Below are 25,427 nucleotides of genomic sequence, written 5' to 3'. Positions count from 1 at the left end.
GCCCTCAGACGTCGACGTGCTCGCGCGGGTCGCCGTAGAAGACCACCCGGCTCGAGGCGTTCATGAAGGACGCGTCCTCAAGGGTCCACGTGTGCGCGTGCCGGTCGGTCCCGCGGATGCTCACGTAGTTGAAGCGGTCGGACGAGTAGGTCCGCACCCCGGCCGCCTGGGCGCGGTTGAGCAGGTCGGTGTCGACGGCCCGGGGCAGGTCGGAGAAGCGCAACCGCCGCGCGACCTCGCCCTGCATGAGGATCGAACCGCCCTGGACGAGCCGCTCGAAGCGGTGCTCGCTGCGCGGGAAGCGCAGGATCACCGCGCCGGTGCTGCGCAGCCAGGTGTAGTGCGCCCACTTGCCCGCGATGCCCGCGCCGGAGTAGTCCAGCGCGTCGACGAGGTCGAGCAGGTAGTGCCGCCCGTAGAAGTTGTCGTCGTCGATCTTGGCCACGTGCGCACCGTCGCTGGCGTCGATGCCGAGGTTGAGGCAGGCGCCGAGGGTGAGCGAGGAGTCGGCGGGCACGACGACGAGCTGGTCGATGCCCCGCTCCCGGAAGCGCGCCTCCACGTCGGCGACGTCGACGTCGAGCCCGTGGAGCACGAGGACGACCTGCAGCTCCCCGCTCTCGCGCAGCGACTGCCGGGCCATGTTGTCGGCGACGGTGTCGAGCTCGTGGGCGCGGTTGGTCGAGATGACCGCGCTCACGCTCCGGTCGAAGGGAGCACCCGTCGCCTGCCGCAGGTCACGGGGGCGGCCGACGAGAGCCTCGAGGTCGGCGGCCCGGTGGGCGAAGGTGTGCCCGCCGCGGACAGCGCGGGCAGCCGGCAGACCCACCCGGTCGACGAGCTCGTCCTGCCACAGGTGCGCGCGCACCTGCAGCGCCAGCTGGGTGTCGTCCTCGACCCGGCAGATGTGCTCGGCCAGGGCCTCGGGCAGCCGGTCGATCGTGGCGCCCGTGGCGACGACCGCCGTGCCGGCCGCCGCGGCCTCGAGCACGTGCCACGGCGCGACGGGACGGTCGGCGACCAGCGCCGCGGCCCGGTAGCGCCCGAGGACCGGTCGGTCGCCGGGCAGCTCGCTCGCCGCGTCGTCGCCGCCGATGACGTCGAGCCGCTGCGGCTGCACGGGGGCGAGTCGGTCGAGGTCGACCTCGGCGTCGCCGACGAGGGCGACGACCTGCTCGCGTGCCTCGGTCGCGCCGACGAGCGAGGGCGCGTGGACCGTGTGATCGACGGCCGGCGCCAGGTGACGCACCGCGCGGCCGAGGGCGGCGGCCCACTCGGGGATGCTCGCGGCGTCGTCGACGTGGATGTGCACGGGTGCGGTGACGCCTTCGACGAGACGCGCGACGTCGTCGGCGACGACCCGGGCGCTGCTCGTCACCCACACGATGACCGGCACCTCGACGCCCGCGACGGCCGCCCGCTGCCGACCGAAGGGGGCCGCCACCGTCACGCTCGATCGCGCGTCGACCTCGACGAGCACCGCGTCGGGGTCCTCGTCGGTGATGAGCCACTGGCTCGCCAGCCCGGAGCGCACGCGGTCGGAGGCGTGGACCTCGACGCGCAGCCGCTCCCGGGAGCGTCGCTCCGGGGACACCGGGGCGGTGACCCGCGCCTGCCGCCGGCTCCGGGCACGTCGGGCACGGGGGGTGGCGGTCGCGTCGCGCACGGCCGCGCGGACGGCCTTGGCGGGTCCGGTCAGGGCACTCATCGCATCTCCTCGGCAAGCTGGTGGACCCGTGCTCGGGCCTCGTCCTCGGGCAGCCACAGGGCGCTGCCGGCCGGCACGCCCCACGTCACGAGCTCGGCCTCGACGGCGGACCGGGTCCAGGCCGGCTCGACGAGGTGGGTGCGGGCGCCGCTCGGGGTGCTGACGACGACCTCACCGGTCGTCAGCTCGGGAGCCGGTCGTCCGACGGCCAGCGCCTCGGCCCGACGGACCCAGGTCACCGCGGCCTCGACGGGCTCCTCGGGGTGCACCTGGACGAGGTCGTCGGCGTGGTCGACGAGCCGGCGGACGGCCGGCAGCAGGCCCTTGCGGTACAGGCGCAGCCGCGCCGGATTTTCGCGGTGCAGCAGGCCGATGCGCACGTCGAGGTCGAGCAGCTCGTCGAGCACGTCGCGCAGCTCGTGGGGGTCGGCCATGGTGTCGGCGGCGTCGTCGACGACGAGCACGTCGAAGGGAGCCAGCGGCCGCGTCGAGATCCACGCGTGTGGCGCGGTGAAGGGGCGGCCGGGCGCACTGTCGCGCTCGGGGTCGGACTCGCCGTGGCGGGTGGCCCAGTCGAGGACGAGATCCTGGGGGACGTCGGCCCCGGCGGCGACCGGCGGCAGCTCCCCCTTCGTCCTGGCGGTGGCCAGCTGACGGTGCCACGCCTTGTAGGCCGAGCGGTAGGCCAGCCGCGCGCCGATGCCCCAGCCGACGCCGAAGTCGCTGCGGGACAACGACCCCGAGCGCAGACGGGTGATCTGCAGGGGCGGGGTGACCATCGGGGGGACCTGCCCGGTGACCGCCTCGATGCGGGCGTTGTACTCGCTGTCGGCGCTCTTGCGCACGTCGTCGAAGCTGCCCACCCGCTCGTGCGTGGACCGCCGCATCACGAGGCCGGCAGCGTTGTGTCGCACCGCCGGGTAGCCGAGCCAGGCGAGCCGCAGGTCCTCGCTGGCCCGGATCGCGAGCGCGTGCGTCGCGACGACCTCGGGGTCGGCGAGCAACGGGAGCACCTGCCGCTCGATGCGCTCGGGATGGCACCAGTCGTCGGCGTCGAGGAAGGCGAGGAACTCCCCCTGCGCCTGCGCCAGACCGAGGTTGCGCGCACGGTAGGCCCCGCCGTTGCGCTCGCGGGCGATGACCCGGGCGCGCGGGTCCAGGGCGGCGATGCGGGCGATCTCGTCGGTGAAGTCCGGCCCGGACGCGTCGTCGACGACGAGCACCTCGAGGCGCGACCAGGTCTGGTCGAGCAGGGCCCGGATCGCCGTGGCGAGCCACGGGCCGGGGCGGTAGGCGGTGACGACGACGCTGACCAGAGGCAGGTCGTCGGGGTCGACGTCGCGGCCGGTGGCCTCACGGACCCGCTCGCGCAGCCCGGCGCGGCGGGCCGCCAGCTCGTCGGCGTCGGGACCGACCCGGTCGTAGACGTCGAGGTCGTCTCCGAAGGCCGCGACCGACTGCGGCCCGACGACGGCGGCGAGCTCGGCGTCGGTGAGCAGCCGCGGCACGAGCATCCCAGCCTCGCGCCACCGGCGGGTGAGCAGCTCCAGCCAGGCGTCGCGGTCGCCCGTGATCGAGGGATGCGCGAGGTCGGTCTCGAGGTCGAGGCGCTCGTCGTCGCCGAGGGCGGTGAGCCGGGGCAGCTGCGCGGCGAGGACGGCGGCGCCCTCCCCCGCCTCGGTCTGCCGGGCGAGCAGCGTGTGGGCGTGCAGCAGGCACTGCCGCCCGGTCAGGGCACCCGCGTGACCGTCGTCGACGAGCTCGCGGAAGACCGCGGAACCGGTCCGGGCGAGGTCGGCGTCGCCGCTGGTGACGAGCAGCTCGGCCCAGCCGGCCCGCCAGCTCGGCGCGCCCGTGCGCTCGGCGAGGAGCCGGGCCGCGTCGCGCAGCAGGGCGGAGCGGGTGCGGTGGCCGGTCGCGACGAGGTCGTCGACCCCGATCTGCTCGGCACCTCGGGCATAGCTGGCGACGAGCGGGTCGGCACCGGTGAGCGGGGTGGGCCGCAGCCGGGCGCGAAGGGGGTCGATCACCCGTCGTCGGGCGGCCGGGTCACCGGTGACGACGGCCCGCAGGCCGCCGACCGCGAGGGTGCGGGCGCGTTGCAGGGTCGGCACGGCTCAGATCGCCGCGAGGATGGCTTCGGTGACCTCGCGGTAGGCGGTCGCGCCCTTGCTGGAGCGGGCGGTGTCGAGGATCGAGCGACCGGCGGCGGGCGCCTCGGCGAAGCGCACCGTGCGCGGGATCGGCGGCGAGAGCACCGGCAGCTTGTAGCGGGTGCCGAGGTCCTCGAGGACCTCGCGGGAGTGGTTGGAGCGGCCGTCGTACATCGTCGGGAGGATGCCGATGGTCTTGAGCTTCTTGTTGAGCAGGCGCTTGACGTCCTTGACCGTGTCGAGGAGCTGGCCGACGCCGCGGTGGCTGAGCATCTCTGCCTGCATCGGGATGATCAGGCCGGTCGCCGCGGTGAGCGCCGAGAGGGTGAGCACCCCCAGGCTGGGGCTGCAGTCGAGGAGGATGACGTCGTAGTCGCCGCGCACGTCCTCGAGCACCGACTGGAGGACGAACTCGCGCCCGGGGCGGGTGAGCAGCTGGGCCTCGGAGCCGGCGAGCTCGATCGTCGAGGGCAGCAGGTCGATGCCGTCGCTCGCCTCGAGGATCGCGTCGCCGATCTCGGCCTGGCCGAGGACGACCTCGTTGACCGAGAGCTCGACCGCGTCGGGGTCGATGCCGAGGCTGAAGGTCAGGCTTGCCTGCGGGTCGAGGTCGACGAGGAGGACCCGCCGGCCGAGCTCGGCCATCGCGGCACCGATCGAGGCCACGGACGTCGTCTTGGCGACGCCCCCCTTCTGGTTGGCGACCGCGATGATCGCCGCCTTCTTCGCGCGTGCCACGTGTGGGCCCTTCCGTCCGTCGGGATGCGCCGCCATCCTCTCAGGTCAGCGCCCGGCGGGGGGCACGCCACCCCGCGGCGCCGGTCACGTCACCGCACGGCGTCGACCGCGCCGATGCGCCCTTCGCGGAAGGCGCTGACGAAGAGTGCGTGGTCAGCCCGGACCCGGTCGGCGTAGTCGATCGCGAAGTCGACGAGCTGCTCGACGAACTCCTCCTCGTGACCCGCCACCGCCTCGGCGATGGCTGCCTCGGTGTGGAAGTCGACGACCGTGTGGTCGCTGTCGGCGTCGGAGACGCAGTGGATCTTGGCCGTCGCCCGCCCGAGGGCCACGACGACCGGCTCGATGTCGACCGGCTCGTGCAGGTCGACCCACGACAGGTCGATCTCGTAGGGCGAGACCTCGTCGACGACGTAGCCGACCCCGTCGACGGTCGTGTAGCCGAGGAGCGGGTCGGCGTGCACCTGCAGCGCACGCTGGCTGACGACGGTCCGCTCGCCCTCGTGGGCGAAGAGCTCGCGAGCCCGCGGCAGGTCGACGACGTCGGCGAGCGCGGGGCGGTTGGCCTGCTTCATCGACAGGACGACGTCATTTTCGTGGGCTTCGTTGTAGCCCTCGATGAGCAGGCTGTAGGCGGGCAGCCCGGCGCTGCCGATGCCGAAGCCGGACCGCCCGACGACGTCCTTGACCTCGTAGAAGGTCTCGTGCTCGGCGCGCTTGGCCTCGGGGATCGTCTCGAGGTATCGACCGTAGGCCTCGAGGACCTGCTCGCGCTCGGCGTCGTCGAGGCGCCGCACGCCGACCCCGTCGGTGAAGACCCGCCCCTCGTCGGTCACCTCGCTCATCGCGTCGAGCATCCCGGCGCGGCTGTTGCGTCGGGCCCGCTGGATCGTCGCGTGGACCGCGCCGTCGGTGTTGCCCAGCCGCAGCGCGAACTCGGTGTCGTCGGCACCGTCGACGAACTCCTGGACGAGCTCGAGGTAGCTGCGCAGGTAGGTGGCCGCGAGGTCGCGCACCGCCTGCTCGGGCAGGGCCTTGCGCCAGCCCATGACCGCCAGACCGGCGACGAAGCGCCGCAGGTCCCAGGTGAAGGGTCCGACGTAGGCCTCGTCGTAGTCATTGACGTCGAAGACGAGCTCGCCGTGGGAGTTGACGTAGGTGCCGAAGTTTTCGGGGTGGAGGTCGCCGTGGATCCACATGCGCGAGGTCCGCTCGTCGGCCCACGGCTCGTCGAGGTCGACCATGTCGCGGTGGAAGAGGCAGGCGCTGCCCCGGTAGAAGGCGAAGGGAGAGTCGGCCATCTTGCGGAACTTCACCCGGAAGGCGTCGGGCGAGGCCGCCATGAGGTCGGCGAAGGCCGCCTCGAGCGTCTCGACGACGTGCTGCCGGCGCTCGTCCTCGCCTGCGGCGCTGCCCGGCGAGCTGGTCACCGCAGCACCGGCACGCCGGTCGCGAGCGCCTCGATGCGGGCGAGGGACTCCGGCGCCGTGGTGTTTTCGCCGAGGCGGTTGGTCTTGCCGTCGCCGTGGAAGTCGCTGCTGCCGGTAGGCACGAGGTCGTGGCGGTCGGCGAGCTCGCGGGCAAGGGCCCGCCCCGGGTTGTCGTGGTCGCGGTGGTCGACCTCGATGCCGGCCAGGCCGGCCTCGACGAGCTCGGCCACGTCGTCGCCGTCGAGCGAGCGCTGGCGCTTGGTGGCAAAGGGGTGCGCGACGACCGGCACCCCACCGGCGGCGCGCACGAGCCGCACGGCCTCGACGGTCTCGACCGCGTAGTGGGGCTCGTAGTAGGCGGAGCCGTTGTGCAGCCACTGGTCGAAGACCTCGTTGCGGTGGGCCGCGATCCCCTTGGCCACGAGCGCATCGGCCAGGTGGGGGCGACCGAGCGAGGCGCCCTCCTCGACCTGCGCCATGACGTCGGCCCACGTGACGTCGAAGCCGTCGGCCGCCATCCGGTCGACGATGCGCTGCAGGCGCGGCACCCGGTCGTCGCGCATGCGGGCCATCTCGGCGAGGAGGGCCGCGTCGGTCGGGTCGAAGAGGTAGGCGAGCAGGTGGACCGAGCGCCAGCGGTGACGCGTCGACAGCTCGGCGCCCCGCACGAGGGCGACACCGTGCCGCCGGGCGGCCTCGGCCGCCTCCTCCCATCCGGCCGTCGTGTCGTGGTCGGTGATCGCCAGCGTGCCCAGCCCGGCCTGCGCCGCCTGGGCCACCAGCTCGGCGGGCGCGTCGGTGCCGTCACTGCGGGAGCTGTGGGTGTGCAGGTCGATCACATATGCACCCTATGACCTCGGGCCGACAGCCCGAGGCAACCTGCCGCCCCCTTCGCACGTGTTGATCAGCAGAGGGGTCATGAGCAGCAGGGCACGAGACCGACGAAGGGGCGACGCAGGTGGGGTGGTTCGACGACCGGGAGCGTGACGACGGGTACACCGCCTTCGTCACATCGGCGTCGCCGGCGCTCGTCCGGACCGCGTGGTTCCTCACCGGCGACGTGCACGCCGCCGAGGAGCTCGTGCAGGCGACCCTGGTCAAGCTCTACGTCGCCTGGCCCCGGGTCCGGCGCGGGGAGGTGCTCGGCATCTCCGTCGGCGCGGTCAGGAGCGCTGCCTACCGCGGCATGGCCAGGCTGCGCACCCATCTCGAGACCCCGAAGGAGGGCCTGTCGTGAGCCAGACCTGGTACGACGACCACAACGACCTCGAAGCGGCGCTGGCGACGGCCCTGCACTCGGCGGACGTGCCCGACCTCTCCCCCGACCTCGACGACGCCCTGCGCCGGGGCCGTCGGGTGGTCCCGCGGCGCCCACTCGCCGCCGTCACGGCTGGCGCGGCGGCGGCCCTCCTGCGGGGCCTGGGCATCGTCTCGGCGACGACCCTCGGTCCGGCCGAGACCCCGCCCGCGTCGACGACGAGCGTGCGGTCCGGCACCGTCGAGCTCGCCGACGTCATGGTGCTCGGCGACGGTGCGGGCGGCTACCTCACCTACGCGGTGGTCCGCGGCGAGCCCTCCGGCGTGCGCGGCTTCGCCGGTGACGACGAGGACGACCTCGTCGACTCCCGGTCGCGTCACCGCCCGGCAGCGACCTGTGGGTGCTCGTCGTGACGACCGACCCCGATGACGTGACGAGCCGGGTCGACCGGCTGACGTGGACCTCGGACGGGCAGGAGCGCGAGGCCAGCGCGCCCTAGGTCACCGACCGGGGCGCCGACGCGTGCTCAGCCCAGCCCGGGCCACTCGGGCGTGCGCTTCTCGGCGAAGGCGCGCACGCCCTCCGCCCGGTCGGCGCTGAAGGCGGTGTCGTGCCAGCGGGCGTCCTCGAGGTCGAGCCCCTCGTCGAGGCCCACGTCGAGGCCGCCGCGCATCGCGGCCTTGGCATTGCGCACCCCGACCGGGGAGTGCTTCGCGATCGTGCTCGCCAGTGCGAGGGCCTCCCCCTTCGCGTCGTCGACGAAGCGGTCGGCCAGGCCGAGGCGCAGCGCCTCCTCGGCGTCGATGCGGCGGGCGGTGAAGATCAGGTCGGCGGCCCGCGACCAGCCGATGCGGCGGGTCATCAGCTGGGTGCCCCCGCCCCCGGGGATGACCCCGACGGAGACCTCCGGCAGCGCGAAGAGCGCCCGCGGGCCGGCGACGATGAGGTCGCAGGCCAGGGCCAGCTCGCAGCCACCGCCCATGGCATAGCCGTCGACCGCGGCGATCGTCGGGACGGGCAGGTCGAGCATGGCGCGGTAGGCGAGGCGGTTGCCGGGGCGCTGGGCGCGCAGCTGCTCGTCGGTGAAGCCGTTGCGCTCCTTGAGGTCGGCACCGACGCAGAAGGCCTTGTCGTGGCTCGAGGTGAGCACCACCGCGCGCACCGAGGTGTCCTCGGCGAGGGAGGCGCCGGCCGCGGTGAGCGCGGTGGCCATCTGCGTGGAGACGGCGTTCATCGCCTCGGGGCGGTCGAGGACGACCTCGACGACGCCGGACTCGTGCCGGTCGATGCGGATGAGCGGGGTGTCGATCATGGGCCCATCCAACCAGCCGGCCCGGAGGCTGACAGAGAAGTGTGCGCAGAGCCGCCGATCCGGCCGGGGCACGATCGTCATCAGGGTGCAGCGGTCGACACGTGACCGCGTCAACGAGAGGATCGATCATGCGCTACACACTCGTCATCAGCGCCCCCGAGCCCGCCCAGGGGCAGGTCTCCCAGGAAGCGATGGCCGAGATGCAGGGCCTCATGGGCGACTACGCCGCCGCGCTGCACGCGGCCGGTGTGCTCGTCGCCGCCGAGATGCTGCGTCCCGCCGACATGACCACGACGGTGACCCGGCGACACGGCAAGGTCGAGATCCAGGACGGACCCTTCGCCGACACCAAGGAGGCGCTCGCCGGCGTCTTCGTCCTCGACGTGCCCGACCTGGATGCCGCTCTGGCCTGGGCGGAGCGGCACCCCGTCACCTCCTACGGCACCGTCGAGGTCCGGCCGAGCGCCGTCTCCGTCGTCGATGGCACCTGGGTCCCCGCGGGCTGACGCGGCGGTGCGGGCGGCCGAGGTCGCCCGCACCGGCTACGGCCGGCTCGTCGCCCTCCTCGCCGCCGCCGACGGCGACATCGCCGCGGCGGAGGACGCCCTCGGCGACGCCCTGGAGCGCGCACTGCGCCGCTGGCCGGAGGACGGCATCCCTGACCGGCCGGAGGCGTGGCTGCTGACGGTCGCCCGCAACCGGCAACGGGACCGGTGGCGCTCCGCCTCCCACCGGACCTCCGTCGAGCTCGAGCCGGACCGGCACTCACCCGCCCTGCTCGAGGACGTCGACCCCGACGCCCTGCCCGACCACCGTCTCGCCCTGATGGCCGCCTGCGCGCACCCCGCGATCGACCCGGGAGTGCGCACCCCGCTCATGCTGGGCGTCGTGCTCGGGTGCACCGCGGAACAGATCGGCCGCGCGATGTCCGTCCCGACGACGACCATGGCCTCACGGCTCGTGCGCGCCAAGCGCCGCATCCGCGAGCGCGGCATCCCCGTCGAGGTGCCCGGCTCGGACGTGCTGCCCGAGCGGATGGCGGCGATCCGGGAGGCGGTGCACGGGGTGCACGCCATCGAGTGGGCCAGCTCCGACCCCGAGCCGGTCTCCGACCTCGTCGGCGAGGCACTGCACCTCTCCGAGCTGCTCACCCGCCTCGCACCCCACGACGCCGAGGCCCACGGGCTCGCCGCCCTCGTGGCCCTCTCCGCCTCGCGGCTGCCCGCCCGAGGAGGCCGCGACGGCTTCGTCCCCCTCGCCGAGCAGGACCCCAGGCTGTGGGACCCGGACCTCATCGCGCGCGGCGAGGAGCACCTGCGGGCCGGTCACGCGCTCGGCGAGCTCGGCCGCTTCCAGGTCGAGGCCGCGATCCAGGCCGTGCACTGCGCACGCCGGCGCACCGGCCGCACGGACTGGTCCGCTCTGCGTCGTCTCCACGAGATGCTCCTGGCCCTCGCCCCAACGCGAGGTGCACGGGTCTCGCACGCGGTCGTCACGGCCGAGGGCGTGGGCCCGCAGGCGGGACTCGACCTGCTCGACGCCCTCGAGCCCGTGCGGCCGGCCTTCCAGCCGGAGTGGGCCGCGCGAGGGCACCTGCTCGCGCTGCTCGGACGCGCGGACGAGGCCCGCACGGCGTGGCAGCGGGCGATCAGCCTCACGACGGCACCCGCCCAGCGCCGCCACCTCGAGGAGCAGGTGGCGGCGCTGGCCGACCCGGGCAGGCGAGGGGCACTCCCTTCGCCCGACTGAGACGACGATCCACGAGGTGAGACGATGGGGCGATGAGCGAGGAGCAGCAGCAGGCAGACAACCGCAAGCGGCCGACGACCGACGAGTTCCGGGCCTTCGTCGCGCAGGACTGGGCCCCGCGCTCGGGCGAGCGCCCGTCGCTCACCGAGGCGGCCCAGCGGGCCGCCGAGCGTCGCGCCACCGTCTCCGCAGCCCACGAGGGTGAGCGCCTCGTCGTCCCCGCCGGCGGGCTCAAGGTCCGCAGCAACGACTGCGACTACGTCTTCCGCCCGCACTCCGCCTTCGCCCACCTCACCGGCCTCGGCGCCGACCGCGAGCCGGACGCCGTCCTCGTCATGGAGCCGCTCGGCGGGCCCGACGAGCAGGCCGGCCACGAGGCGAGCCTGTACTTCCGCCCGCTCGCGCCGCGCGACTCCGAGGAGTTCTTCGGCGACGCCCGCTACGGCGAGTTCTGGGTCGGCGCGCGCCCGTCGATCGAGGACATCGAGGCCGAGCTGGGCCTCGTCGGCCGGCACGTCGACCAGCTCGAGGACGCCGTCGGCAAGGACGCCGGTCAGGTCACCGTGCGCCTCGTGCGCGACGCCGACCGCGACCTCGCCGCCCGCCTCGACACGGTGCGTGGCCAGGCCGGCGCCGACACCGAGACGCTCGCCGAGGCCGATGCCGCGCTCGCCCACGACCTGTCGCACCTGCGGATGATCAAGGACGACTGGGAGCTCGACCAGATGCAGCAGGCCGTCGACGCGACGCGCGTCGGCTTCGAGGCGGTCATCCGCGAGCTGCCCGGCCTGCCCGAGCGCGGCCGCGGCGAGCGCTGGGTCGAGGGCACCTTCGGCCTGCACGCCCGCCACCAGGGCAATGGCGTCGGCTACGACTCGATCTGCGCCTCCGGCGACCACGCCAACACGCTGCACTGGATCAAGAACGACGGCGAGGTCAAGGACGGCGACCTCATCCTCCTCGACGCCGGGGTCGAGCTCGACTCCCTCTTCACCGCCGACATCACGCGCACGCTCCCGGTGAGCGGCACCTTCTCCCCCACCCAGCGCGAGGTCCACGAGGCCGTCGCCGCCGCGCAGGCCGCCGGCATCGCCGCGGTCAAGCCGGGCAACAAGTTCTCCGACGTCCACGCCGCGGCGATCCGCGTCGTCGCCGAGCACCTGCACGCGTGGGGCCTGCTGCCCGAGGGCGTCTCGGTCGAGGACACCCTCGACACCGAGCACGGCCAGTACCACCGCCGCTGGATGGTGCACGGCACGAGCCACCACCTCGGCATCGACGTGCACGACTGCGCCCTGGCGACCCGCGAGGAGTACATGGACGCCGAGCTGCAGCCGGGCATGGTCCTCACCGTCGAGCCGGGCATCTACTTCAAGGCCGACGACCTCAAGGTGCCCGAGCGATTCCGCGGCATCGGCGTGCGCCTCGAGGACGACGTCGTCGTCACCGAGGACGGCTGCCGCAACCTCTCCGGCGACTGGCCGCACACCGCCGACGAGGTCGAGGCCTGGATCGCCGAGGTCCAGGGGCGCTGACCTCCCTTCGTCTCCCACGCGGGCGGATGGCCGAGAAGTCCTGAGATGGCCGGGAAGTCCGGAGTTGGCCGAGCAATGGCGCGGTCATCCCCGGACTTCCCGGCCATCTGCGCTCATCCCGGTCAGGCCACCCGCGCCATCGCCTGCTGGACCATCGCGAGCACCCGCTCCGGCTGATCGAGGTCGGTCCAGACGAGACGCACGACGGCGTAGCCAGCAGCTCGCAGCCGGTCCTCGCGGGCCTTCTCCGCCGCGAGCGCTCGCCGGCCTTCGTGCCCCTCGTACTTGACGAGCCCATCGAACTCGACCACCACTCGCTCCCCCACGAGGAAGTCCACCCGCCCGATCTTGCCGCGCCGGTCGAAGATCTCGACCTGGCTGCGCAGGGACAGCCCGAGGTCCCGCAGGAGCACCCGAGTACGCGTCTCTCCGACCGACTCGCACTCTGGGTCGGCCTCCGCGACGACCCGCCGCAGCCGTCCGGCTGCCTGTCCACGAAGCCCGAGTGCCACGCCCGCAGCCTCGACCTGCGCCCCCGTCACCTGCGCCGCGTGCAGCGCCCCGTCGAGGCTGACGAGACCCGGGATGTGGCCGTGCTCGGCGATCACCTGGACGACGGCGGTCGCGAGGGAGACGACCCGCAGTCCGTCGACGACCTCGGCCTCCACCCCGTCGGGCCAGGGATGCAGGCGCACACCCCCACGCAGCCGCCGTCGGGGCGACGAGCAGATCACCTCGACGGTCGAGAGCCCCACGCCCCAGAGCGGCAGCCCGTGGAGCACCGCGGCGCTGGCGTGCGAGGCAGCTGCCCCCCGCCGCTCCCCCAGGACGGCTCGGGTGCACAGGGCAAGACGCGCCTCTGGCTTCGCCGAGCGCCATGTCTCGCCCGCGGCGAAGAGCCCCCGACGCAGCCGCACCAGCTCGCCGGACCGCACCAGACGCTCGGTCGCGTCCGCGTCGATCTCGATCGCCCGCAGCCTGGCGGTCGTGCACACCTGACCGCCCGCGACGAGCACACCTGCGAGTCGTGGATCCATCACGACATCCTTGCGGGGTCCTCCCTTCGCTCGCCGGCGTCATCCACAGGCCACCGGGCTGCGCTGCCCACGACGGCCGAGAAGTCCGGAGATGGCCGGGAAACCCGGAGTTGACCGAGCAATTGCGCGGCCAGGTCCGGCGATCTCGGCCAGTCGCGCGCTTCCCGGCCGGGTGTGGCCGGGTCAACAGCCGGACGGCCTGACCACCACGGGGGCGAAGGGGGAAGATGTCACCGACCCCCTTCGCCCCCACCGAAAGGCCCGCGCACATGTCGACCAAGACGGTCCCCGGCAACTACTTCGAGGACTTCGCGATCGGGCAGGAGATCCGGCACGCGACGCCGCGCACGGTGACCGAGGGCGACATCGCGCTCTACACCGGGCTCTACGGCTCGCGCTTCGCGGCGACGAGCGCGGCGACCTTCGCCGAGTCGATGGGCTTCGAGCGGATGCCGGTCGACTCCCTGCTCGCCTTCCACCTCGTCTTCGGCAAGTCGGTGCCCGACATCAGCCTCAACGCCGTGGCCAACCTCGGCTACGCGGGCGGTCGCTTCGGGGCGCCGCTGCACGTCGGTGACACGGTGACGACGACCTCGACGGTCATCGGCCTGAAGGAGAACTCCAACGGCCGCACCGGCGTCGTCTACGTCAACTCGGTCGGCGTCAACCAGCGCGGCGAGATGGTCGTCGACTACGTCCGCTGGGTCATGGTCAACAAGCAGGACGCCTCCTCCCCCGCCCCCGAGACGGTCATCCCCGACCTGCCGGGCGCCGTTGCGGCAGAGGACCTCCTGGTCCCCTTCGACCTCACCGGTCGCGACTACGACGTCGCGCTCGCGGGCTCGCCCTTCCTCTGGGGTGACTACGAGGTCGGCGAGCGCATCGACCACGTCGACGGCATGACGATCGAGGAGTCGGACCACATGCTGGCCACGCGGCTCTACCAGAACACCGCGAAGGTCCACTTCAACCAGCACGCCCAGTCGCAGGCCAAGATCGGGCGCCGCCTCATCTACGGCGGCCACATCATCAGCCTCGCGCGCGCCCTGTCCTTCAACGGCCTGGCCAACGGCCAGCTGATCGCGGCGATCAACGCCGGCGCGCACGCCAACCCGACCTTCGCCGGCGACACGATCTACGCCTGGTCGGAGGTCCTCGAGCGCATCGAGCTTCCCGGCCGCACCGACGTCGGCGCGCTGCGTCTGCGCACGGTCGCGACCAAGGACACCCCGTGCGCCGACTTCCCCTACAAGGGCGAGGACGGCAAGTACCTGCCCGAGGTCGTCCTCGACCTCGACTACACGGTGCTCATCCCCCGCTGACGGGCAGCGTCCGTCATGGCCGGGGGGCAGCAGGGAGAGGGCACGGCACCGGGTCGCGCCGGGCGGCTGGGCCCGTGGCTGGTCGCCGCCGTGGCGGGCGCTCTCTACGCGGTGCTCTCCTGCCTGCGGCACGAGCGCTACCTCAGCGGCATGGACCTGGCGATCTTCGGCCAGGTGGCCCGCCGGGTCGCCTCCGGTGAGGCCCCCTACAGCGAGATGAAGGGGGCCGACTACCTCATCTTCGGCGACCACCTCCACCCCGTGGTCCTCCTGCTCGGGGTCCCGTGGAGGTTGTGGGGCGACCCGCGCTCGCTGCTCGTCGCCCAGGCCGTGTGCGTGGCGATCGCCGTGGCGATCGTGGGGCGGCTGGCCGTGGAGAGACTCGGCACGCGGCTGGGCCTGCTGCTCACCGTCCTGCTCGCCCTGTCGGTCGGGGTCCAGGCGGCTGTCGTCTTCGACGTGCACGAGGTGGCCCTCGGCGCACCCCTCGTGGCCCTGGCCGGAGCCGACTTCGTGCGTCGCCGGTGGAACCGCACGGCCATCTGGGTCGCGCTCTTCCCGCTGGTCAAGGAGGACATGGCCGTCCTCGTGCTCGGCTTCGCCCTCGCCCTGCTCGTCGCCGGCCGGCGTCGGCTGGCGGCCGCCCTCGCGGTGTGGGCAGGCGTCGCGCTCGTCCTCGCCCTGCGCGTCATCATCCCGGCCCTCAACCCCCGCGGGATCTACCCCTACTCGGGCACGACGAGCGTTGCGCCGCAGCACGTCTGGGACAGCCTCGTCGCCGACGGGCGAGGGAGCATCACGGTCCTCGTCCTCGTCGCGAGCGCCGGGCTGCTCTCCCTTCGCTCCCCGCTCGTGCTCGCCGCGGCGGCACCCCTGGGGCTGCGCATGGCCTCGTCCAACGACTCCTACTGGGGGCTGGACTACCACTACTCGCTGCTGCCGGCCGTGGTCCTCGCCTGTGCGGCCGTCGACGGGCTCGCCCGGACCCGGTCGCAGGCCCTCCTCCGGGCCACCGTCGGGCTGTCGGTCGCCGTCGCCGTGTGGGCGGTGTGGACCGGCCCGCTCGTCGACGAGGTCGAGCGACAGCTCACCCCGTGCGCCCGCTGCGCCGACGCGCGCGCCGCGCTCGACCAGGTCCCCGTCGGTGCCGAGGTCGCCGCCGACGACCACCTCGCGCCGCACCTCCTCGCCGACCGAACCGTCCTGCACGTGCACCCCAACTACACCGACGAGGAGACCCGTCGCCCGGAGTGGATGCTGCTCGACCGGCGCACCGACACCGGGCGCAATGCCCACGGCCGCGCGTGGTCCGAGGAGCTCGTCGAGCACTCGATCGAGCAGGACGGCTACGAGCTGGTCTGGGAGCGCGCGGGCTATGTGGTCCTGCGGCGGTGACGTCCTCGAGCACCGTGCGAGACCATCGACCGCACGACGACCCCGCGTGCGGAGACCACCCGCACGCCATCACGACGGAGGCACGATGCGGACCGACCAAGAGACCCTCTCCCTGAGCATCACCGACGGGATCCTCCTCGTCACCCTCGATCGGCCGGAGGCGATGAACTCCTTCACGGTGACCATGGCCGACGAGCTCGAGGCGACCTTCCGCTAGGTCGACGACGACGACGAGGTCCGTGCGGTCGTCGTCACCGGCTCATGCTCAGGGCCAGCGCGACACAGCACATGGCGCGGCTGCGTGCTGTGTCATGAGGCTTGGAGGCAGCGAAGGGGGCGCTGATCCCCTACCGCTCGAAGACCTCCAGCAGCAGCGCGTGCTCGACGGCCGGGTCGGCGACCGCCTGCCCGCCCTCGCCGAGGATGTGGCCGAGCAGCTGCGCGGGCTGGGGGAAGTCCTCGGGCAGCGCGGAGTTGTAGAGGCGGTGCTCCTCGAGCGACTCGATGGCGTCGTCGAGGTGCCCGGTGACGTCCACGAAGTGGCTGGGCCGCTGGCTGCCGCCGACGGCGAGCAGCGTGACGTGCCAGGGCTCGAGGCCGTCGTCGACGAGCTCGGGGAAGATCCACCGGTTGCCGGCGTCGGCGCAGGCGTCGACGGTCGCGAGGCCCACGGCCCGGTGGTCGGCCTGGTTGAGGATGCCGCCCGGGAAGGTCACGTCGAAGGTCGTGCCGATGACGAGGTCGGGGCGAGCCCGCCGGATCGCCGCGGCGATGTCACGCCGCAGGGGCAGCCCGTACTCGATGGTCCCGTCGGGGTGGTCGCCGAACTCGACCTCCTCGACACCGACGACCGCAGCGCTCGCGCGCTCCTCGTCGGCGCGGGCGGGCGCGGCGTCGACCGGGTCCATCGTGTCGATGCCCGCCTCACCACGGGTCAGCAGGAAGTAGCGCACGCGCTTGCCCGCGGCGGTCCACTTGGCGATGGCGGCGGAGGTGCCGTACTCGATGTCGTCGGGGTGGGCGACGACGCACAGCACGGAGTCGAAGGTGGTCTCGTCGAGGGCGGCCAGGTCGGGCTGGGTGCTCACACCGACGACGCTAGTCCCGCCCCGACCCGAGCGGAAGGGGCGGACTCAGCCCTGCTGGCCGTGCTCGGCCTCGCGGCGCATCCGCTCGCCCTCGGCCCGTGCCGCTGCCTGATTGCGGGCCAGCTGCTCCCGGGCCGCGCGCGTCGGGTCGAGCTCGTGGAGCAGCTCACGCGCGCGGGCGGCGTGCTTGTGCTCGGTGAGCACCTCGTAACGCGACGCGACGACCTGGCTGACCGAGGTGAAGTCGCGCTGGCCGCCGGTGGAGCGGTAGCCGAGCCAGGCCCACACCGCACCGAAGAGCGCGCCCATCGCCATCGTCGAGGCCAGCCGCACGAGCAGGCCCTCGCTGCCTTCGAACATCGCGAAGATCAGGCCGACGAAGACACCGATCCAGATGCCGGAGAGCAGTCCACCGAGGACGACCTTGCCGCTGGTCAGACGCCCGCGGACCCGCTCGACCTGCTTGAGGTCGGTGCCGACGATCATGACGTCCTGGACCGGGAACTCCTTGTCGGCGAGGAAGTCCACCGTGCGCTGGGCCTCGGCATAGCTGTCGTAGGTCGCCAACGACATCGGGTACTCCAGACGCAGGAACTGCTGCATGTGGGCGGCCATACCGGGCTGGGTGCTCATGGGTCCAGTCTCCCACCCGGACCTGTGGGCCCGGTGTACGGGGCGGACGAGACGAAGGGGGCTGACCGTCACCTGCTTCGAGTGACGGCCAGCCCCCTTCGTCGGAGCGAGCGGGTGTCGGTGCCGGCACCGACCCGGACATCACCCCTTGAGCTGGTAGTCCTTGAGGATGCTCTTGCCGATGATCATCTTCTGGATCTCGGCGGTGCCCTCACCGATGAGCAGCATCGGGGCCTCGCGGTAGATGCGCTCGATCTCGTACTCCTTGGAGTAGCCGAAGCCGCCGTGGATGCGGAAGGACTGGTTCACCACGTCGGCGCAGTACTCGGCCGCCATGTACTTCGCGATACCGGCCTCGAGGTCGTTGCGCTCGCCCTTGTCCTTCAGACGGGCGGCCTTGACCATCAGCTGGTGCGCGGCCTCGACCTTGCTCGCCATGTCGGCGATGCGGAAGAGGATCGCCTGGTGGTCGACGATCTTCTTGCCGAAGGTCTCGCGCTGCTGGGCGTACTGGACACCGAGCTCGAAGGCGCGCATCGCCAGGCCGCAGGCGCGGGCGGCGACGTTGACGCGGCCGACCTCGACGCCGTCCATCATCTGGTAGAAGCCCTTGCCCGGCTCGCCGCCGAGGATCTGGCCGGTCGTCGTCCGGTGGCCCTCGAGGATGAGCTCGGTCGTGTCGACGCCCTTGTAGCCCATCTTGTCGATCTTGCCGGGGACGGTGACGCCCTGGGCGGTCTCGCCGAAGCCCTCGGTCTTGTCGATGAGGAAGGTCGTCATGTTCTTGTGCGGGCTGTCGTGACCGAGGTCGGTCTTGACGAGCACCGCGACGAGGTTGGCGGAGGCGCCGTTGGTCAGCCACATCTTCTGGCCGGTGATCGTCCAGTCGTCGCTGTCGCCGTCGCGCACGGCCTTGGTCTTGATGCCGGCGACGTCGGAGCCGAGTCCCGGCTCGCTCATCGAGAAGGCGCCCCGGATCTCACCGGTGGCCATCTTCGGCAAGTAGTGCTGCTTCTGCTCCTCGGTGCCGTGCTTGAGGATCATGTAGGCCACGATGAAGTGGGTGTTGATGATGCCGGAGACCGGCATCCAGCCGCGGGCGATCTCCTCGACGCACAGCGCGTAGGTGAGCAGCGACTCGCCGAGCCCGCCGAACTCCTCGGGGATCATCAGGCCGAAGATCCCCATCTCCTTCATCTGGTCGACGATCTTCTGCGGGTACTCGTCCGCGTGCTCGAGCTCCTGCGCGACCGGGATGATCTGCTCGTCGACGAACTCCTTGACCAGGCCCAGCAGGTCGACCTGCTCCTCGGTCAGTCCGTCGGTCGTCTGCAGTCGGGACATGCGTCCACCTTTGCTCTCGTGGTTCAAGGATCCGAGTCAGTATCCCAGCGCACCCCATCGCCTGCCACGGAGTCTCAGGGTGTCCTCGGCCACGATCGAAGGCGGGCGATCGGAGACGGTGGAAGGTCAGTAAACCTTGACGACGCGCCCGATGGGCGCGAGGTTCTTCCACCAGATGTAGTTGATCGCGCGGTTGCTCAGGCGGGCGCAGCCGTGCGACGCCGCGTAGCCCGGGATCGACGGCGAGCCGTGGATCGCGATGCCGCCGTTGAAGTAGCGCGGACGCCACAGCTCCCCGAGGGGGGCATTGCGCATGCCGTTGATGGCGCGGTTGAAGCGGAAGGTGCCGCTCGGGGTCGTCGCGTAGAGGTAGCGACCCGAGGCGGACGACCAGTAGCGCTCGCCGTTGCCCGTGCTGGTGTTGAAGACCCACTGGGCCCAGCCCCAGCGCGCGACGATCTGCAGCTGACGGGTCTTGTCGATCTCGAAGGCCGAGGTGGTGCGCGGGCGCGGGGTCCTGGGCTTGTAGATCGCCGACCACGTCTGCGGCCCGACGATGCCGTCGCGGCTCAGGCCGTGCGCCTTCTGCAGGGCCATGACGGCCTGCTGGGTGGTGTCGTCGAAGGTGCCGTTGGCCTGGCGCAGCCAGAAGTGGGCGTCGAGCAGACGCCGCTGCACGTTTTTGACCCACCAGCCGGTGTCGCCCTGACGCAGCTTGTCGGGCCGTGCGGCGCGGGCGTCCTCACCCGCGGTGACGACGAGCCCGCCGGCGACGGCGGTCGCGGCGGCGCCGCGGAAGAGGTCGCGGCGGTCGAGAGAGATGGTGTCCATGGTGTCCCCCTGGTGTGGATGCGCTGTACCCGTGCAGACGCCTGGACCGTCCGGTGGGTTGCGCGCTGATTGGGAAAATATAGCGCGGCCCCCATCCGTCCCGACATGAAGACATCCCGTGCGTCGCGACGCACGGGATGTCATCGAGGTCGACGGGCTGCGCCCGGGGACGAAGGGAGGGTCAGCCGCGGGCGGCGATCGCCTCGTGGGTCGCGAGCACGCGGCGCGCGATGTCGACGTGGAGGTTTTCGATCATCTTGCCGTTGTGGGTCACCACACCCTTGCCGGCGCCGTCCTCCCAGGCCTGCAGGACCCCCTTCGCCTCCTCCACGGCCGCCTCGCTCGGGGCGAAGGTGGAGTTGCACACCTCGACCTGGCCGGGGTGGATGAGGGTCTTGCCGTCGAAGCCCATGTCGCGGCCCTGCTCGCACTCGGCCGTGAAGCCCTCGAGGTCCTTGACCGCGTTGTAGACGCCGTCGAGGACCGCGATGCCGGCCTCGCGCGCGGCGAGCAGCGCCCACGACAGCGAGGTGAGGAGTGGGGCGCGGCCGGGCACGTGGTCGGCCTGCAGCTCCTTGACCAGGTCGTTGGTGCCCATGACGAAGGCGACGAGCCGGTCGGACGCCTGCGCGATCTCGCGGATGTTGAAGATCGCGGCGGGCGTCTCGATCATCGCCCAGAGCTTGGTGTGCTCCGGCGCGCCGGCGGCCTCCATCGCCGCGACGAGCTGACGCACCTCGTCGGCGGTGTTGACCTTGGGCACGACGATGCCGTGCGTGCCCGCCTGCGAGGCGGCCGCGAGGTCCTCGTCGTGCCACTGGGTGCCGATGCCGTTGACCCGGATCGTCAGCTCGCGCTCGCCGTACTCGCCGGAGCGCACCGCGGCGCACGCGGCCTCGCGGGCGGCGGGCTTGTCGTCGGGACCGACGGCGTCCTCGAGGTCGAGGATCAGCGCGTCGACGGGCAGGGTCTTCGCCTTGTCCAGCGCACGGGCGTTGGAGCTCGGCATGTAGAGGACGGAGCGGCGGGGGGTGTAGGTGCTCTCGGTCATGGCTCAGGCCTCCGCGTAGAGCTTGGCGAGCTCGGGGTCGTTGGCGGACAGGCGCTCGGCGAGCTCGAGGATGACCATGCACTGCTTGTAGCTGGCGTCGTCCTCCATCTTGCCGTCGATCATCACGGCGCCACCGCCGCTCGGCATCGCGTCCCGCACCTCGCGGGCGTGGGCGACGTCCTCGGCGCTCGGGCTGAAGACCTTCTTGGCGATGTCGATCTGCACCGGGTGCAGGCTCCACGCCCCGACGCACCCGAGGAGGAAGGCATTGCGGAACTGGTCCTCGCAGGCCACGACGTCCTTGATGTCGCCGAAGGGGCCGTAGAAGGGGAAGATCCCGTGCATCGCACAGGCGTCGACCATGCGGGCGATCGTGTAGTGCCACAGATCCTGCTGGAAGATCGTGCGCTGGCCCTGGTAGTCGGGGGCACCGTCGGCGCCCTTCGTCGGGTCCTGACGCACGAGGTAGCCGGGGTGGCCGCCACCGACGCGGGTCGTCTTCATCCGACGGTCGGCAGCCAGGTCGGCCGGGCCGAGCGAGATGCCCTGCATGCGCGGGCTCGCACCCGCGATGGCCTCGACGTTGGCCATGCCGCGGGCGGTCTCGAGGATCGCGTGGACCATGATCGGGCGCTGCACGCCCCCCTTGGCCTCGAGCTGCGCGAGGAGGCGGTCGACGTAGTGGATGTCCTCGGGGCCCTGCACCTTGGGCACCATGACGACGTCGAGCTTGTCGCCGATCTCGGTGACGAGGGTCGTCAGGTCGTCGAGGACCCACGGGCTGTCGAGGGCGTTGACCCGGGTCCACAGCTGGGTGTGCTCGCCGAAGTCGACGTCCGTGGCGATCTGCACCAGGCCCTCACGCGCGGCCTCCTTCTTGTCCGCCACGACGGCGTCCTCGAGGTTGCCCAGGAGCACGTCGGCGACGCCGACCATGTCGGGGACCTTGGCGGCCATCTTGGGGTTGCTCGGGTCGAAGAAGTGGATCATCCGGCTGGGACGCGCCGGCACCTCGCGGGCCGGGGCAGGCGCCCCGACGGCGAGTGGGGCGAAGAAGTCCTTGGCACTGCGCATGTGTGGCTCGAGTCCTCTCGGGGTGAGCGAAGGGGGGTTCTCGCGCAACCTAGCAAGGCGCCCGGGCGGGCCGATATGACGACCGACACCCGGGCACGCACCTAGGCTGCGGCCATGAGCGAGGTCAACCTCTCCGCCCTGACGACCGAGGCGCTGTCGAAGTCCGACGTGCTGTGGCTGCGCGCGGGCGGGCGCGAGCGGCTCACGTGGTTCGCCACGGGCGAGGACCAGCTCGCCGACCAGGTACTCCTCGTCTCCGGCGGCCCCGAGGCCGACCTCGGGGCCCTCCCCGAGCAGGTCGAGCTCGTCCTGCGCAGCAAGGGCGACGGTGGCCGGCTGCTCACCCTGCGCGCCCGGGCGCAGTCGATCGCCGTCGGCAACCCGTGGTGGGAGCCCGCCGCCGCTGCGCTCCTCGCGGAGCGGCTCAACGCGCCCGGCGACCTCGTCGACCGCTGGCGGGAGAGCGCCACGCTCTGGCTCCTCTCCCCCTTCGGCACACCGGTGCAGGCCCCCGGCAGCCCCGGTCCCGAGGGCGGGGCGCGCGTCGCGGGGCGGACCACCGCCGGCGCCGCCGCCACCCGGGTGCGCCGCCCGTGGCACCTCGGCGGGCGCGGCACCCGAGGCTGACCGGCACGCGCGCCGCCCGCGGTTACGCTGTCAGGCGTGAGTGCTCCCACCCGGTTCTTCGTCGCCCGCCTGGCGAGCCTCAACGTCTTCGACCCGCTCGGCGACCAGGTCGGCCGGGTCCGCGACGTCGTGGTCACCTTCTCCCCCGCCCGCCGCCCGCGGGTCATCGGCCTGGTCGTCGAGGTCCCCGGCCGGCGACGCGTCTTCGTGCCGATGACGCGGGTGACCTCGGTCGAGGGCGGCCAGGTCATCACGACCGGACTGGTCAACATGCGCCGCTTCGAGCAGCGGGCCACCGAGACGCTCGTCCTGGCCGACCTGCTCGAGCGGCCGGTCACCGTCCGCACCGACGACGGCGAGGTCGAGGCCACCGTCGAGGACATCGGCGTCGAGCAGTCCGCCAACCGCAGCTGGTTCGTCACCAAGGTCTTCGTCCGCGGTGGGCGCCAGTCCCGCCGTGGCCTCCTCGTGCGGCGAAGGGGGGAGACCTTCACCGTGCCGGTGGAGGACGTCACCGGCCTGTCGGCCTCGGTGAGCGCCGCCCAGCACTCCGCCGTCAAGCTGCTCGAGTCGGTCGAGGACCTCAAGGTCGCCGACCTCGCCGAGGTCGTCGCCGACCTGGCCCCCGAGCGTCGCGAGGCCGTCATCGCCGCCCTCGACAACGACCGTCTGGCCGACATCCTCCAGGAGCTCGGCGACGACGACCAGGGCGAGATCCTCGGCCTGCTCACCCAGAGCCGGGCCGCCGACGTCCTCGAGGCGATGGACCCCGACGACGCGGCCGACCTGCTCTCGGTCCTGCCGCCCGAGCGGGCCGAGACGCTGCTGCAGCTGATGAAGCCCGACGACGCCGAGCCGCTGCGCCGACTGCTCAGCTACGACGAGAACACCGCTGGTGGTCTCATGACGACCGACCCGGTCGTCCTGGCCCCCGAGGACACCGTCGCCGAGGCCCTGGCGATCGTGCGGCGTGAGGAGATCACCGCGGCCCTGGCCGCCACCGCCTACGTGTGCCGCCCACCCCTGGAGACCCCGACGGGCAAGTACCTCGGGATGATCCACATCCAGCGTCTGCTGCGCGAGCCCCCGCACGAGAGCATCGGTCGCTACCTCGACAAGGCGATCGACCCCCTTCGCCCCGAGGCACCGCTCGGCCAGGTGACCCGCACGCTCGCGACCTACAACCTCATCTCGGCGCCCGTCGTCGACGAGGCCGAGCACCTGCTGGGCGTGGTCACGGTCGACGACGTGCTCGACCACATCCTCCCGGACGACTGGCGCGAGGAGCGCCACGAGGTGACCGATGAGTGAGCGCCGCACGACCACGACCCGCGTGGACACCCCGCAGGAGGTGCGGCGTCAGCTGATCCGCAAGCCCTCCAGCTTCTCGACGGAGACCTTCGGGGTCATCTCCGAGAAGTTCGCCCGCTTCATGGGCACTCCGCGGTTCCTCATCTGGATGTCGCTCTTCGTGGTCATCTGGCTGGCGTGGAACACCTTCGCCCCCGAGGCGGCGCAGTTCGACCCGCGGGCGCTCAACTACACCCTGCTCACGCTCATCCTCTCGCTGCAGGCCTCCTACGCCGCCCCGCTGATCCTCCTCGCGCAGAACCGGCAGGACGACCGTGACCGCGTGGCCCTGGAGCAGGACCGCGTGCAGGCCGAGCGGGCCCTCGCCGACACCGAGTACCTCACCCGCGAGGTCGCCGCGCTGCGCATCGCCCTGCGCGACGCCGCGACCCGTGACTTCATCCGCAGCGAGCTGCGTGACCTGCTCGAGGAGCTGGAGACCAAGGGGCTCGAGGTGCGCCAGCGCGAGGAGTCCGGCGACGACGTCGCCGAGCCCAAGCCGCTCTCTCCCTGACCCGCTCCCGGAGACCCCGCCCCGCCTCCCGGCTCCGCTCCCTTCGCCGCCCGCTCCTCCTTGGCCGGGTGCGGCGCGGGCCACACTCCCGGGCGATCTACGATGGGGCAATGGCTTCTTCGCACCCCACGATCACCGATGAGCAGCTGCGCGAGGCGCTGAGCACGGTCATCGACCCCGAGATCCGTCGTCCGATCACCGAGCTCGGCATGGTCGAGACCGCCGCGGTCGACGCCGACGGCCTCGCCACGGCGACCATCCTGCTCACCGTCTCCGGGTGCCCGATGAAGGACACGCTGACGACCGACACGACCAAGGCGCTGGCGGCGATCGAGGGTGTCACCGACGTCAAGGTGACCCTCGGCGTGATGACGGACGAGCAGCGCGCCGAGCTCAAGACGCACCTGCGTGGTGGCCAGGCGGAGAAGGAGATCCCCTTCGCCAAGCCCGGCTCGCTCACCCGCGTCTACGCCATCGCCTCGGGCAAGGGCGGCGTCGGCAAGTCGTCGATCACCGCCAACCTCGCCGCGGCCCTGGCCGCCGAGGGCCTCAAGGTCGGTGTCGTCGACGCCGACATCTACGGTTTCTCCATCCCGCGCATGCTCGGTGTGACGCACCCGCCGACCCAGGTCGACGACATGATCCTGCCGCCGATCGCCTCGGACGTGAAGGTCATCTCGATCGGCATGTTCGTCCCCGGCAACCAGCCGGTCGTCTGGCGCGGGCCGATGCTCCACCGCGCGCTCCAGCAGTTCCTCGGCGACGTCTTCTGGGGCGACCTCGACGTGCTGCTCCTCGACCTGCCCCCGGGCACCGGTGACATCGCGATCTCCATCGCCCAGCTGATCCCCAACAGCGAGATCCTCGTCGTGACCACCCCGCAGCAGGCCGCGGCCGAGGTCGCCGAGCGGGCCGGGTCGATCGCCATGCAGACCCACCAGCGGCTCGTCGGCGTCATCGAGAACATGTCCTGGCTCGAGCTGCCCGACGGCTCGCGCCAGGAGCTCTTCGGCTCCGGTGGCGGTCAGACCGTCGCCGACTCGCTGAGCCGCACCGTCGGCGCCGACGTCCCGCTGCTCGGGCAGATCCCGCTCGACGTCTCGCTGCGCGAGGGCTCCGACCACGGGGACCCGGCCGTCATCTCCAACCCCGACGGCCCCGCCGCCGTCGCCCTGCGCGGCATCGCCCGCGGCCTGGCGACCCGCTCGCGTGGCCTGGCCGGCCGCAGCCTCGGCCTCACGCCCACTGGTCGCTGACAGGGGTTGAGGTGGCACCGAC

General features: G+C 72.4%; 25 protein-coding genes. 12 read left to right on the top strand and 13 right to left on the bottom strand.

The window, feature by feature from the left end:
• Nucleotides 1-4: 4 nt before the first annotated feature.
• The 5 genes from B9B60_RS05100 to B9B60_RS05080 all read right to left on the bottom strand — a co-directional run bounded on the left by B9B60_RS05100 (nt 5) and on the right by B9B60_RS05080 (nt 6,868).
• Entirely contained in the window at nt 5-1,708 is a 1,704-nt protein-coding gene (locus B9B60_RS05100) for a glycosyltransferase family protein (RefSeq protein ID WP_084450114.1), read from the bottom strand.
• Nucleotides 1,705-3,822 carry a glycosyltransferase family A protein gene (locus B9B60_RS05095; RefSeq protein ID WP_084450113.1) on the bottom strand — a complete coding sequence of 706 codons (2,118 nt, stop codon included), beginning with the start codon at nt 3,820-3,822 and terminating at the stop codon, nt 1,705-1,707. Before B9B60_RS05095 ends, B9B60_RS05100 begins: the two co-directional genes overlap by 4 nt.
• Nucleotides 3,823-3,825: 3 nt before the next feature.
• On the bottom strand, nt 3,826-4,599 hold the full coding sequence (locus tag B9B60_RS05090; RefSeq protein ID WP_084450112.1) for a ParA family protein: 774 nt from the start codon (nt 4,597-4,599) through the stop codon (nt 3,826-3,828).
• Between the two features lie 89 nt (nt 4,600-4,688).
• Nucleotides 4,689-6,029 (bottom strand): DUF2252 domain-containing protein, encoded by a 1,341-nt coding sequence (locus tag B9B60_RS05085; protein WP_234993743.1) that lies wholly within the window; start codon nt 6,027-6,029, stop codon nt 4,689-4,691.
• Nucleotides 6,026-6,868: a PHP domain-containing protein gene (locus B9B60_RS05080; RefSeq protein ID WP_084450111.1), complete on the bottom strand. Its 843-nt coding sequence runs from the start codon at nt 6,866-6,868 to the stop codon at nt 6,026-6,028. The genes B9B60_RS05085 and B9B60_RS05080 overlap by 4 nt, the downstream gene beginning before the upstream one ends.
• Nucleotides 6,869-6,987: 119 nt before the next feature.
• On the opposite strand from B9B60_RS05080, the gene B9B60_RS05075 reads away from it, so the two are divergent.
• Both B9B60_RS05075 and B9B60_RS05070 read left to right on the top strand, forming a co-directional pair.
• Entirely contained in the window at nt 6,988-7,266 is a 279-nt protein-coding gene (locus B9B60_RS05075; RefSeq protein ID WP_084450110.1) for a sigma factor, read from the top strand.
• A complete protein-coding gene (locus B9B60_RS05070; protein ID WP_084450109.1) occupies nt 7,263-7,700 on the top strand; it encodes a hypothetical protein in 438 nt (145 codons plus the stop codon). The genes B9B60_RS05075 and B9B60_RS05070 overlap by 4 nt, the downstream gene beginning before the upstream one ends.
• Before the next feature lie 113 nt (nt 7,701-7,813).
• Here B9B60_RS05070 and B9B60_RS05065 read toward each other — a convergent pair whose 3' ends face one another.
• Nucleotides 7,814-8,599: an enoyl-CoA hydratase/isomerase family protein gene (locus B9B60_RS05065; protein ID WP_084450108.1), complete on the bottom strand. Its 786-nt coding sequence runs from the start codon at nt 8,597-8,599 to the stop codon at nt 7,814-7,816.
• A gap of 128 nt (nt 8,600-8,727) precedes the next feature.
• Here B9B60_RS05065 and B9B60_RS05060 point away from each other — a divergent pair, with 128 nt between their 5' ends.
• Genes B9B60_RS05060 through B9B60_RS05050 form a run of 3 tightly spaced genes read left to right on the top strand, consistent with a single transcriptional unit; the run spans nt 8,728 to nt 11,883 of the window.
• Nucleotides 8,728-9,105 (top strand): YciI family protein, encoded by a 378-nt coding sequence (locus tag B9B60_RS05060; protein WP_084450107.1) that lies wholly within the window; start codon nt 8,728-8,730, stop codon nt 9,103-9,105.
• Nucleotides 9,106-9,112: 7 nt separating this feature from the next.
• Nucleotides 9,113-10,348: an RNA polymerase sigma factor gene (locus B9B60_RS05055; protein WP_234993742.1), complete on the top strand. Its 1,236-nt coding sequence runs from the start codon at nt 9,113-9,115 to the stop codon at nt 10,346-10,348.
• A gap of 32 nt (nt 10,349-10,380) precedes the next feature.
• On the top strand, nt 10,381-11,883 hold the full coding sequence (locus B9B60_RS05050) for an aminopeptidase P family protein (protein WP_084450105.1): 1,503 nt from the start codon (nt 10,381-10,383) through the stop codon (nt 11,881-11,883).
• Nucleotides 11,884-12,005: 122 nt separating this feature from the next.
• Here B9B60_RS05050 and B9B60_RS05045 read toward each other — a convergent pair whose 3' ends face one another.
• A complete protein-coding gene (locus B9B60_RS05045) occupies nt 12,006-12,920 on the bottom strand; it encodes a PDDEXK family nuclease (RefSeq protein ID WP_143445435.1) in 915 nt (304 codons plus the stop codon).
• Between the two features lie 269 nt (nt 12,921-13,189).
• On the opposite strand from B9B60_RS05045, the gene B9B60_RS05040 reads away from it, so the two are divergent.
• The 3 genes from B9B60_RS05040 to B9B60_RS17665 all read left to right on the top strand — a co-directional run bounded on the left by B9B60_RS05040 (nt 13,190) and on the right by B9B60_RS17665 (nt 15,854).
• Nucleotides 13,190-14,242 (top strand): MaoC family dehydratase, encoded by a 1,053-nt coding sequence (locus B9B60_RS05040; RefSeq protein WP_084450103.1) that lies wholly within the window; start codon nt 13,190-13,192, stop codon nt 14,240-14,242.
• 15 nt (nt 14,243-14,257) lie between these two features.
• Nucleotides 14,258-15,637 carry a DUF2079 domain-containing protein gene (locus B9B60_RS05035; protein WP_072623889.1) on the top strand — a complete coding sequence of 460 codons (1,380 nt, stop codon included), beginning with the start codon at nt 14,258-14,260 and terminating at the stop codon, nt 15,635-15,637.
• 85 nt (nt 15,638-15,722) lie between these two features.
• A complete protein-coding gene (locus B9B60_RS17665; RefSeq protein ID WP_268766696.1) occupies nt 15,723-15,854 on the top strand; it encodes a hypothetical protein in 132 nt (43 codons plus the stop codon).
• A gap of 130 nt (nt 15,855-15,984) precedes the next feature.
• Here B9B60_RS17665 and B9B60_RS05030 read toward each other — a convergent pair whose 3' ends face one another.
• The 6 genes from B9B60_RS05030 to B9B60_RS05005 form a co-directional block, all read right to left on the bottom strand.
• Entirely contained in the window at nt 15,985-16,725 is a 741-nt protein-coding gene (locus B9B60_RS05030; RefSeq protein ID WP_084450102.1) for a PIG-L deacetylase family protein, read from the bottom strand.
• Between the two features lie 45 nt (nt 16,726-16,770).
• Nucleotides 16,771-17,358, bottom strand: coding sequence for a YflT domain-containing protein (locus B9B60_RS05025; protein ID WP_084450101.1), 588 nt, complete (start codon nt 17,356-17,358; stop codon nt 16,771-16,773).
• Between the two features lie 141 nt (nt 17,359-17,499).
• Nucleotides 17,500-18,702, bottom strand: coding sequence for an acyl-CoA dehydrogenase family protein (locus tag B9B60_RS05020; RefSeq protein WP_084450100.1), 1,203 nt, complete (start codon nt 18,700-18,702; stop codon nt 17,500-17,502).
• Between the two features lie 126 nt (nt 18,703-18,828).
• Nucleotides 18,829-19,533: a L,D-transpeptidase family protein gene (locus B9B60_RS05015; RefSeq protein WP_084450099.1), complete on the bottom strand. Its 705-nt coding sequence runs from the start codon at nt 19,531-19,533 to the stop codon at nt 18,829-18,831.
• Nucleotides 19,534-19,714: 181 nt separating this feature from the next.
• A complete protein-coding gene (locus tag B9B60_RS05010; protein WP_084450098.1) occupies nt 19,715-20,584 on the bottom strand; it encodes an HpcH/HpaI aldolase/citrate lyase family protein in 870 nt (289 codons plus the stop codon).
• A gap of 3 nt (nt 20,585-20,587) precedes the next feature.
• Nucleotides 20,588-21,658 (bottom strand): HpcH/HpaI aldolase/citrate lyase family protein, encoded by a 1,071-nt coding sequence (locus B9B60_RS05005; RefSeq protein ID WP_084450097.1) that lies wholly within the window; start codon nt 21,656-21,658, stop codon nt 20,588-20,590.
• Between the two features lie 114 nt (nt 21,659-21,772).
• Between B9B60_RS05005 and B9B60_RS05000 the strand changes: the two genes are divergently transcribed.
• The 4 genes from B9B60_RS05000 (at nt 21,773) to B9B60_RS04985 (ending at nt 25,405) form a co-directional block, all read left to right on the top strand.
• Nucleotides 21,773-22,285, top strand: coding sequence for a hypothetical protein (locus B9B60_RS05000; protein WP_084450096.1), 513 nt, complete (start codon nt 21,773-21,775; stop codon nt 22,283-22,285).
• Nucleotides 22,286-22,321: 36 nt separating this feature from the next.
• Nucleotides 22,322-23,596, top strand: coding sequence for a magnesium transporter MgtE N-terminal domain-containing protein (locus B9B60_RS04995; RefSeq protein WP_072623881.1), 1,275 nt, complete (start codon nt 22,322-22,324; stop codon nt 23,594-23,596).
• Complete coding sequence (locus B9B60_RS04990; RefSeq protein WP_143445434.1) at nt 23,589-24,149, top strand: DUF1003 domain-containing protein; 561 nt, start codon at nt 23,589-23,591, stop codon at nt 24,147-24,149. The genes B9B60_RS04995 and B9B60_RS04990 overlap by 8 nt, the downstream gene beginning before the upstream one ends.
• Before the next feature lie 110 nt (nt 24,150-24,259).
• Nucleotides 24,260-25,405 carry an Mrp/NBP35 family ATP-binding protein gene (locus B9B60_RS04985; protein WP_072623879.1) on the top strand — a complete coding sequence of 382 codons (1,146 nt, stop codon included), beginning with the start codon at nt 24,260-24,262 and terminating at the stop codon, nt 25,403-25,405.
• Nucleotides 25,406-25,427 lie beyond the last annotated feature (22 nt).

The sequence above is a fragment of the Janibacter indicus genome (assembly GCF_900176385.1).
GTDB classification, from domain to species: domain Bacteria; phylum Actinomycetota; class Actinomycetes; order Actinomycetales; family Dermatophilaceae; genus Janibacter; species Janibacter indicus.
Note: the sequence above shows the minus strand (reverse complement) of the source record. Positions and strands in the feature narration are given on the sequence as shown.

Excerpts from the sequence above, each read along its gene's own strand:
- B9B60_RS05040 (WP_084450103.1), top strand. The coding sequence starts at position 13,190 with ATGTCGACCAAGACGGTCCCCGGCAACTACTTCGAGGACTTCGCGATC.
- B9B60_RS05010 (WP_084450098.1), bottom strand. The coding sequence starts at position 20,584 with ATGACCGAGAGCACCTACACCCCCCGCCGCTCCGTCCTCTACATGCCG.
- B9B60_RS04985 (WP_072623879.1), top strand. The coding sequence starts at position 24,260 with ATGGCTTCTTCGCACCCCACGATCACCGATGAGCAGCTGCGCGAGGCG.
- B9B60_RS05025 (WP_084450101.1), bottom strand. The coding sequence starts at position 17,358 with ATGAGCACCCAGCCCGGTATGGCCGCCCACATGCAGCAGTTCCTGCGT.
- B9B60_RS05035 (WP_072623889.1), top strand. The coding sequence starts at position 14,258 with ATGGCCGGGGGGCAGCAGGGAGAGGGCACGGCACCGGGTCGCGCCGGG.
- B9B60_RS05060 (WP_084450107.1), top strand. The coding sequence starts at position 8,728 with ATGCGCTACACACTCGTCATCAGCGCCCCCGAGCCCGCCCAGGGGCAG.
- B9B60_RS05005 (WP_084450097.1), bottom strand. The coding sequence starts at position 21,658 with ATGCGCAGTGCCAAGGACTTCTTCGCCCCACTCGCCGTCGGGGCGCCT.
- B9B60_RS05050 (WP_084450105.1), top strand. The coding sequence starts at position 10,381 with ATGAGCGAGGAGCAGCAGCAGGCAGACAACCGCAAGCGGCCGACGACC.
- B9B60_RS04990 (WP_143445434.1), top strand. The coding sequence starts at position 23,589 with ATGAGTGAGCGCCGCACGACCACGACCCGCGTGGACACCCCGCAGGAG.
- B9B60_RS05065 (WP_084450108.1), bottom strand. The coding sequence starts at position 8,599 with ATGATCGACACCCCGCTCATCCGCATCGACCGGCACGAGTCCGGCGTC.
- B9B60_RS17665 (WP_268766696.1), top strand. The coding sequence starts at position 15,723 with ATGCGGACCGACCAAGAGACCCTCTCCCTGAGCATCACCGACGGGATC.
- B9B60_RS05000 (WP_084450096.1), top strand. The coding sequence starts at position 21,773 with ATGAGCGAGGTCAACCTCTCCGCCCTGACGACCGAGGCGCTGTCGAAG.
- B9B60_RS05020 (WP_084450100.1), bottom strand. The coding sequence starts at position 18,702 with ATGTCCCGACTGCAGACGACCGACGGACTGACCGAGGAGCAGGTCGAC.
- B9B60_RS05045 (WP_143445435.1), bottom strand. The coding sequence starts at position 12,920 with ATGGATCCACGACTCGCAGGTGTGCTCGTCGCGGGCGGTCAGGTGTGC.
- B9B60_RS05100 (WP_084450114.1), bottom strand. The coding sequence starts at position 1,708 with ATGAGTGCCCTGACCGGACCCGCCAAGGCCGTCCGCGCGGCCGTGCGC.
- B9B60_RS05015 (WP_084450099.1), bottom strand. The coding sequence starts at position 19,533 with ATGGACACCATCTCTCTCGACCGCCGCGACCTCTTCCGCGGCGCCGCC.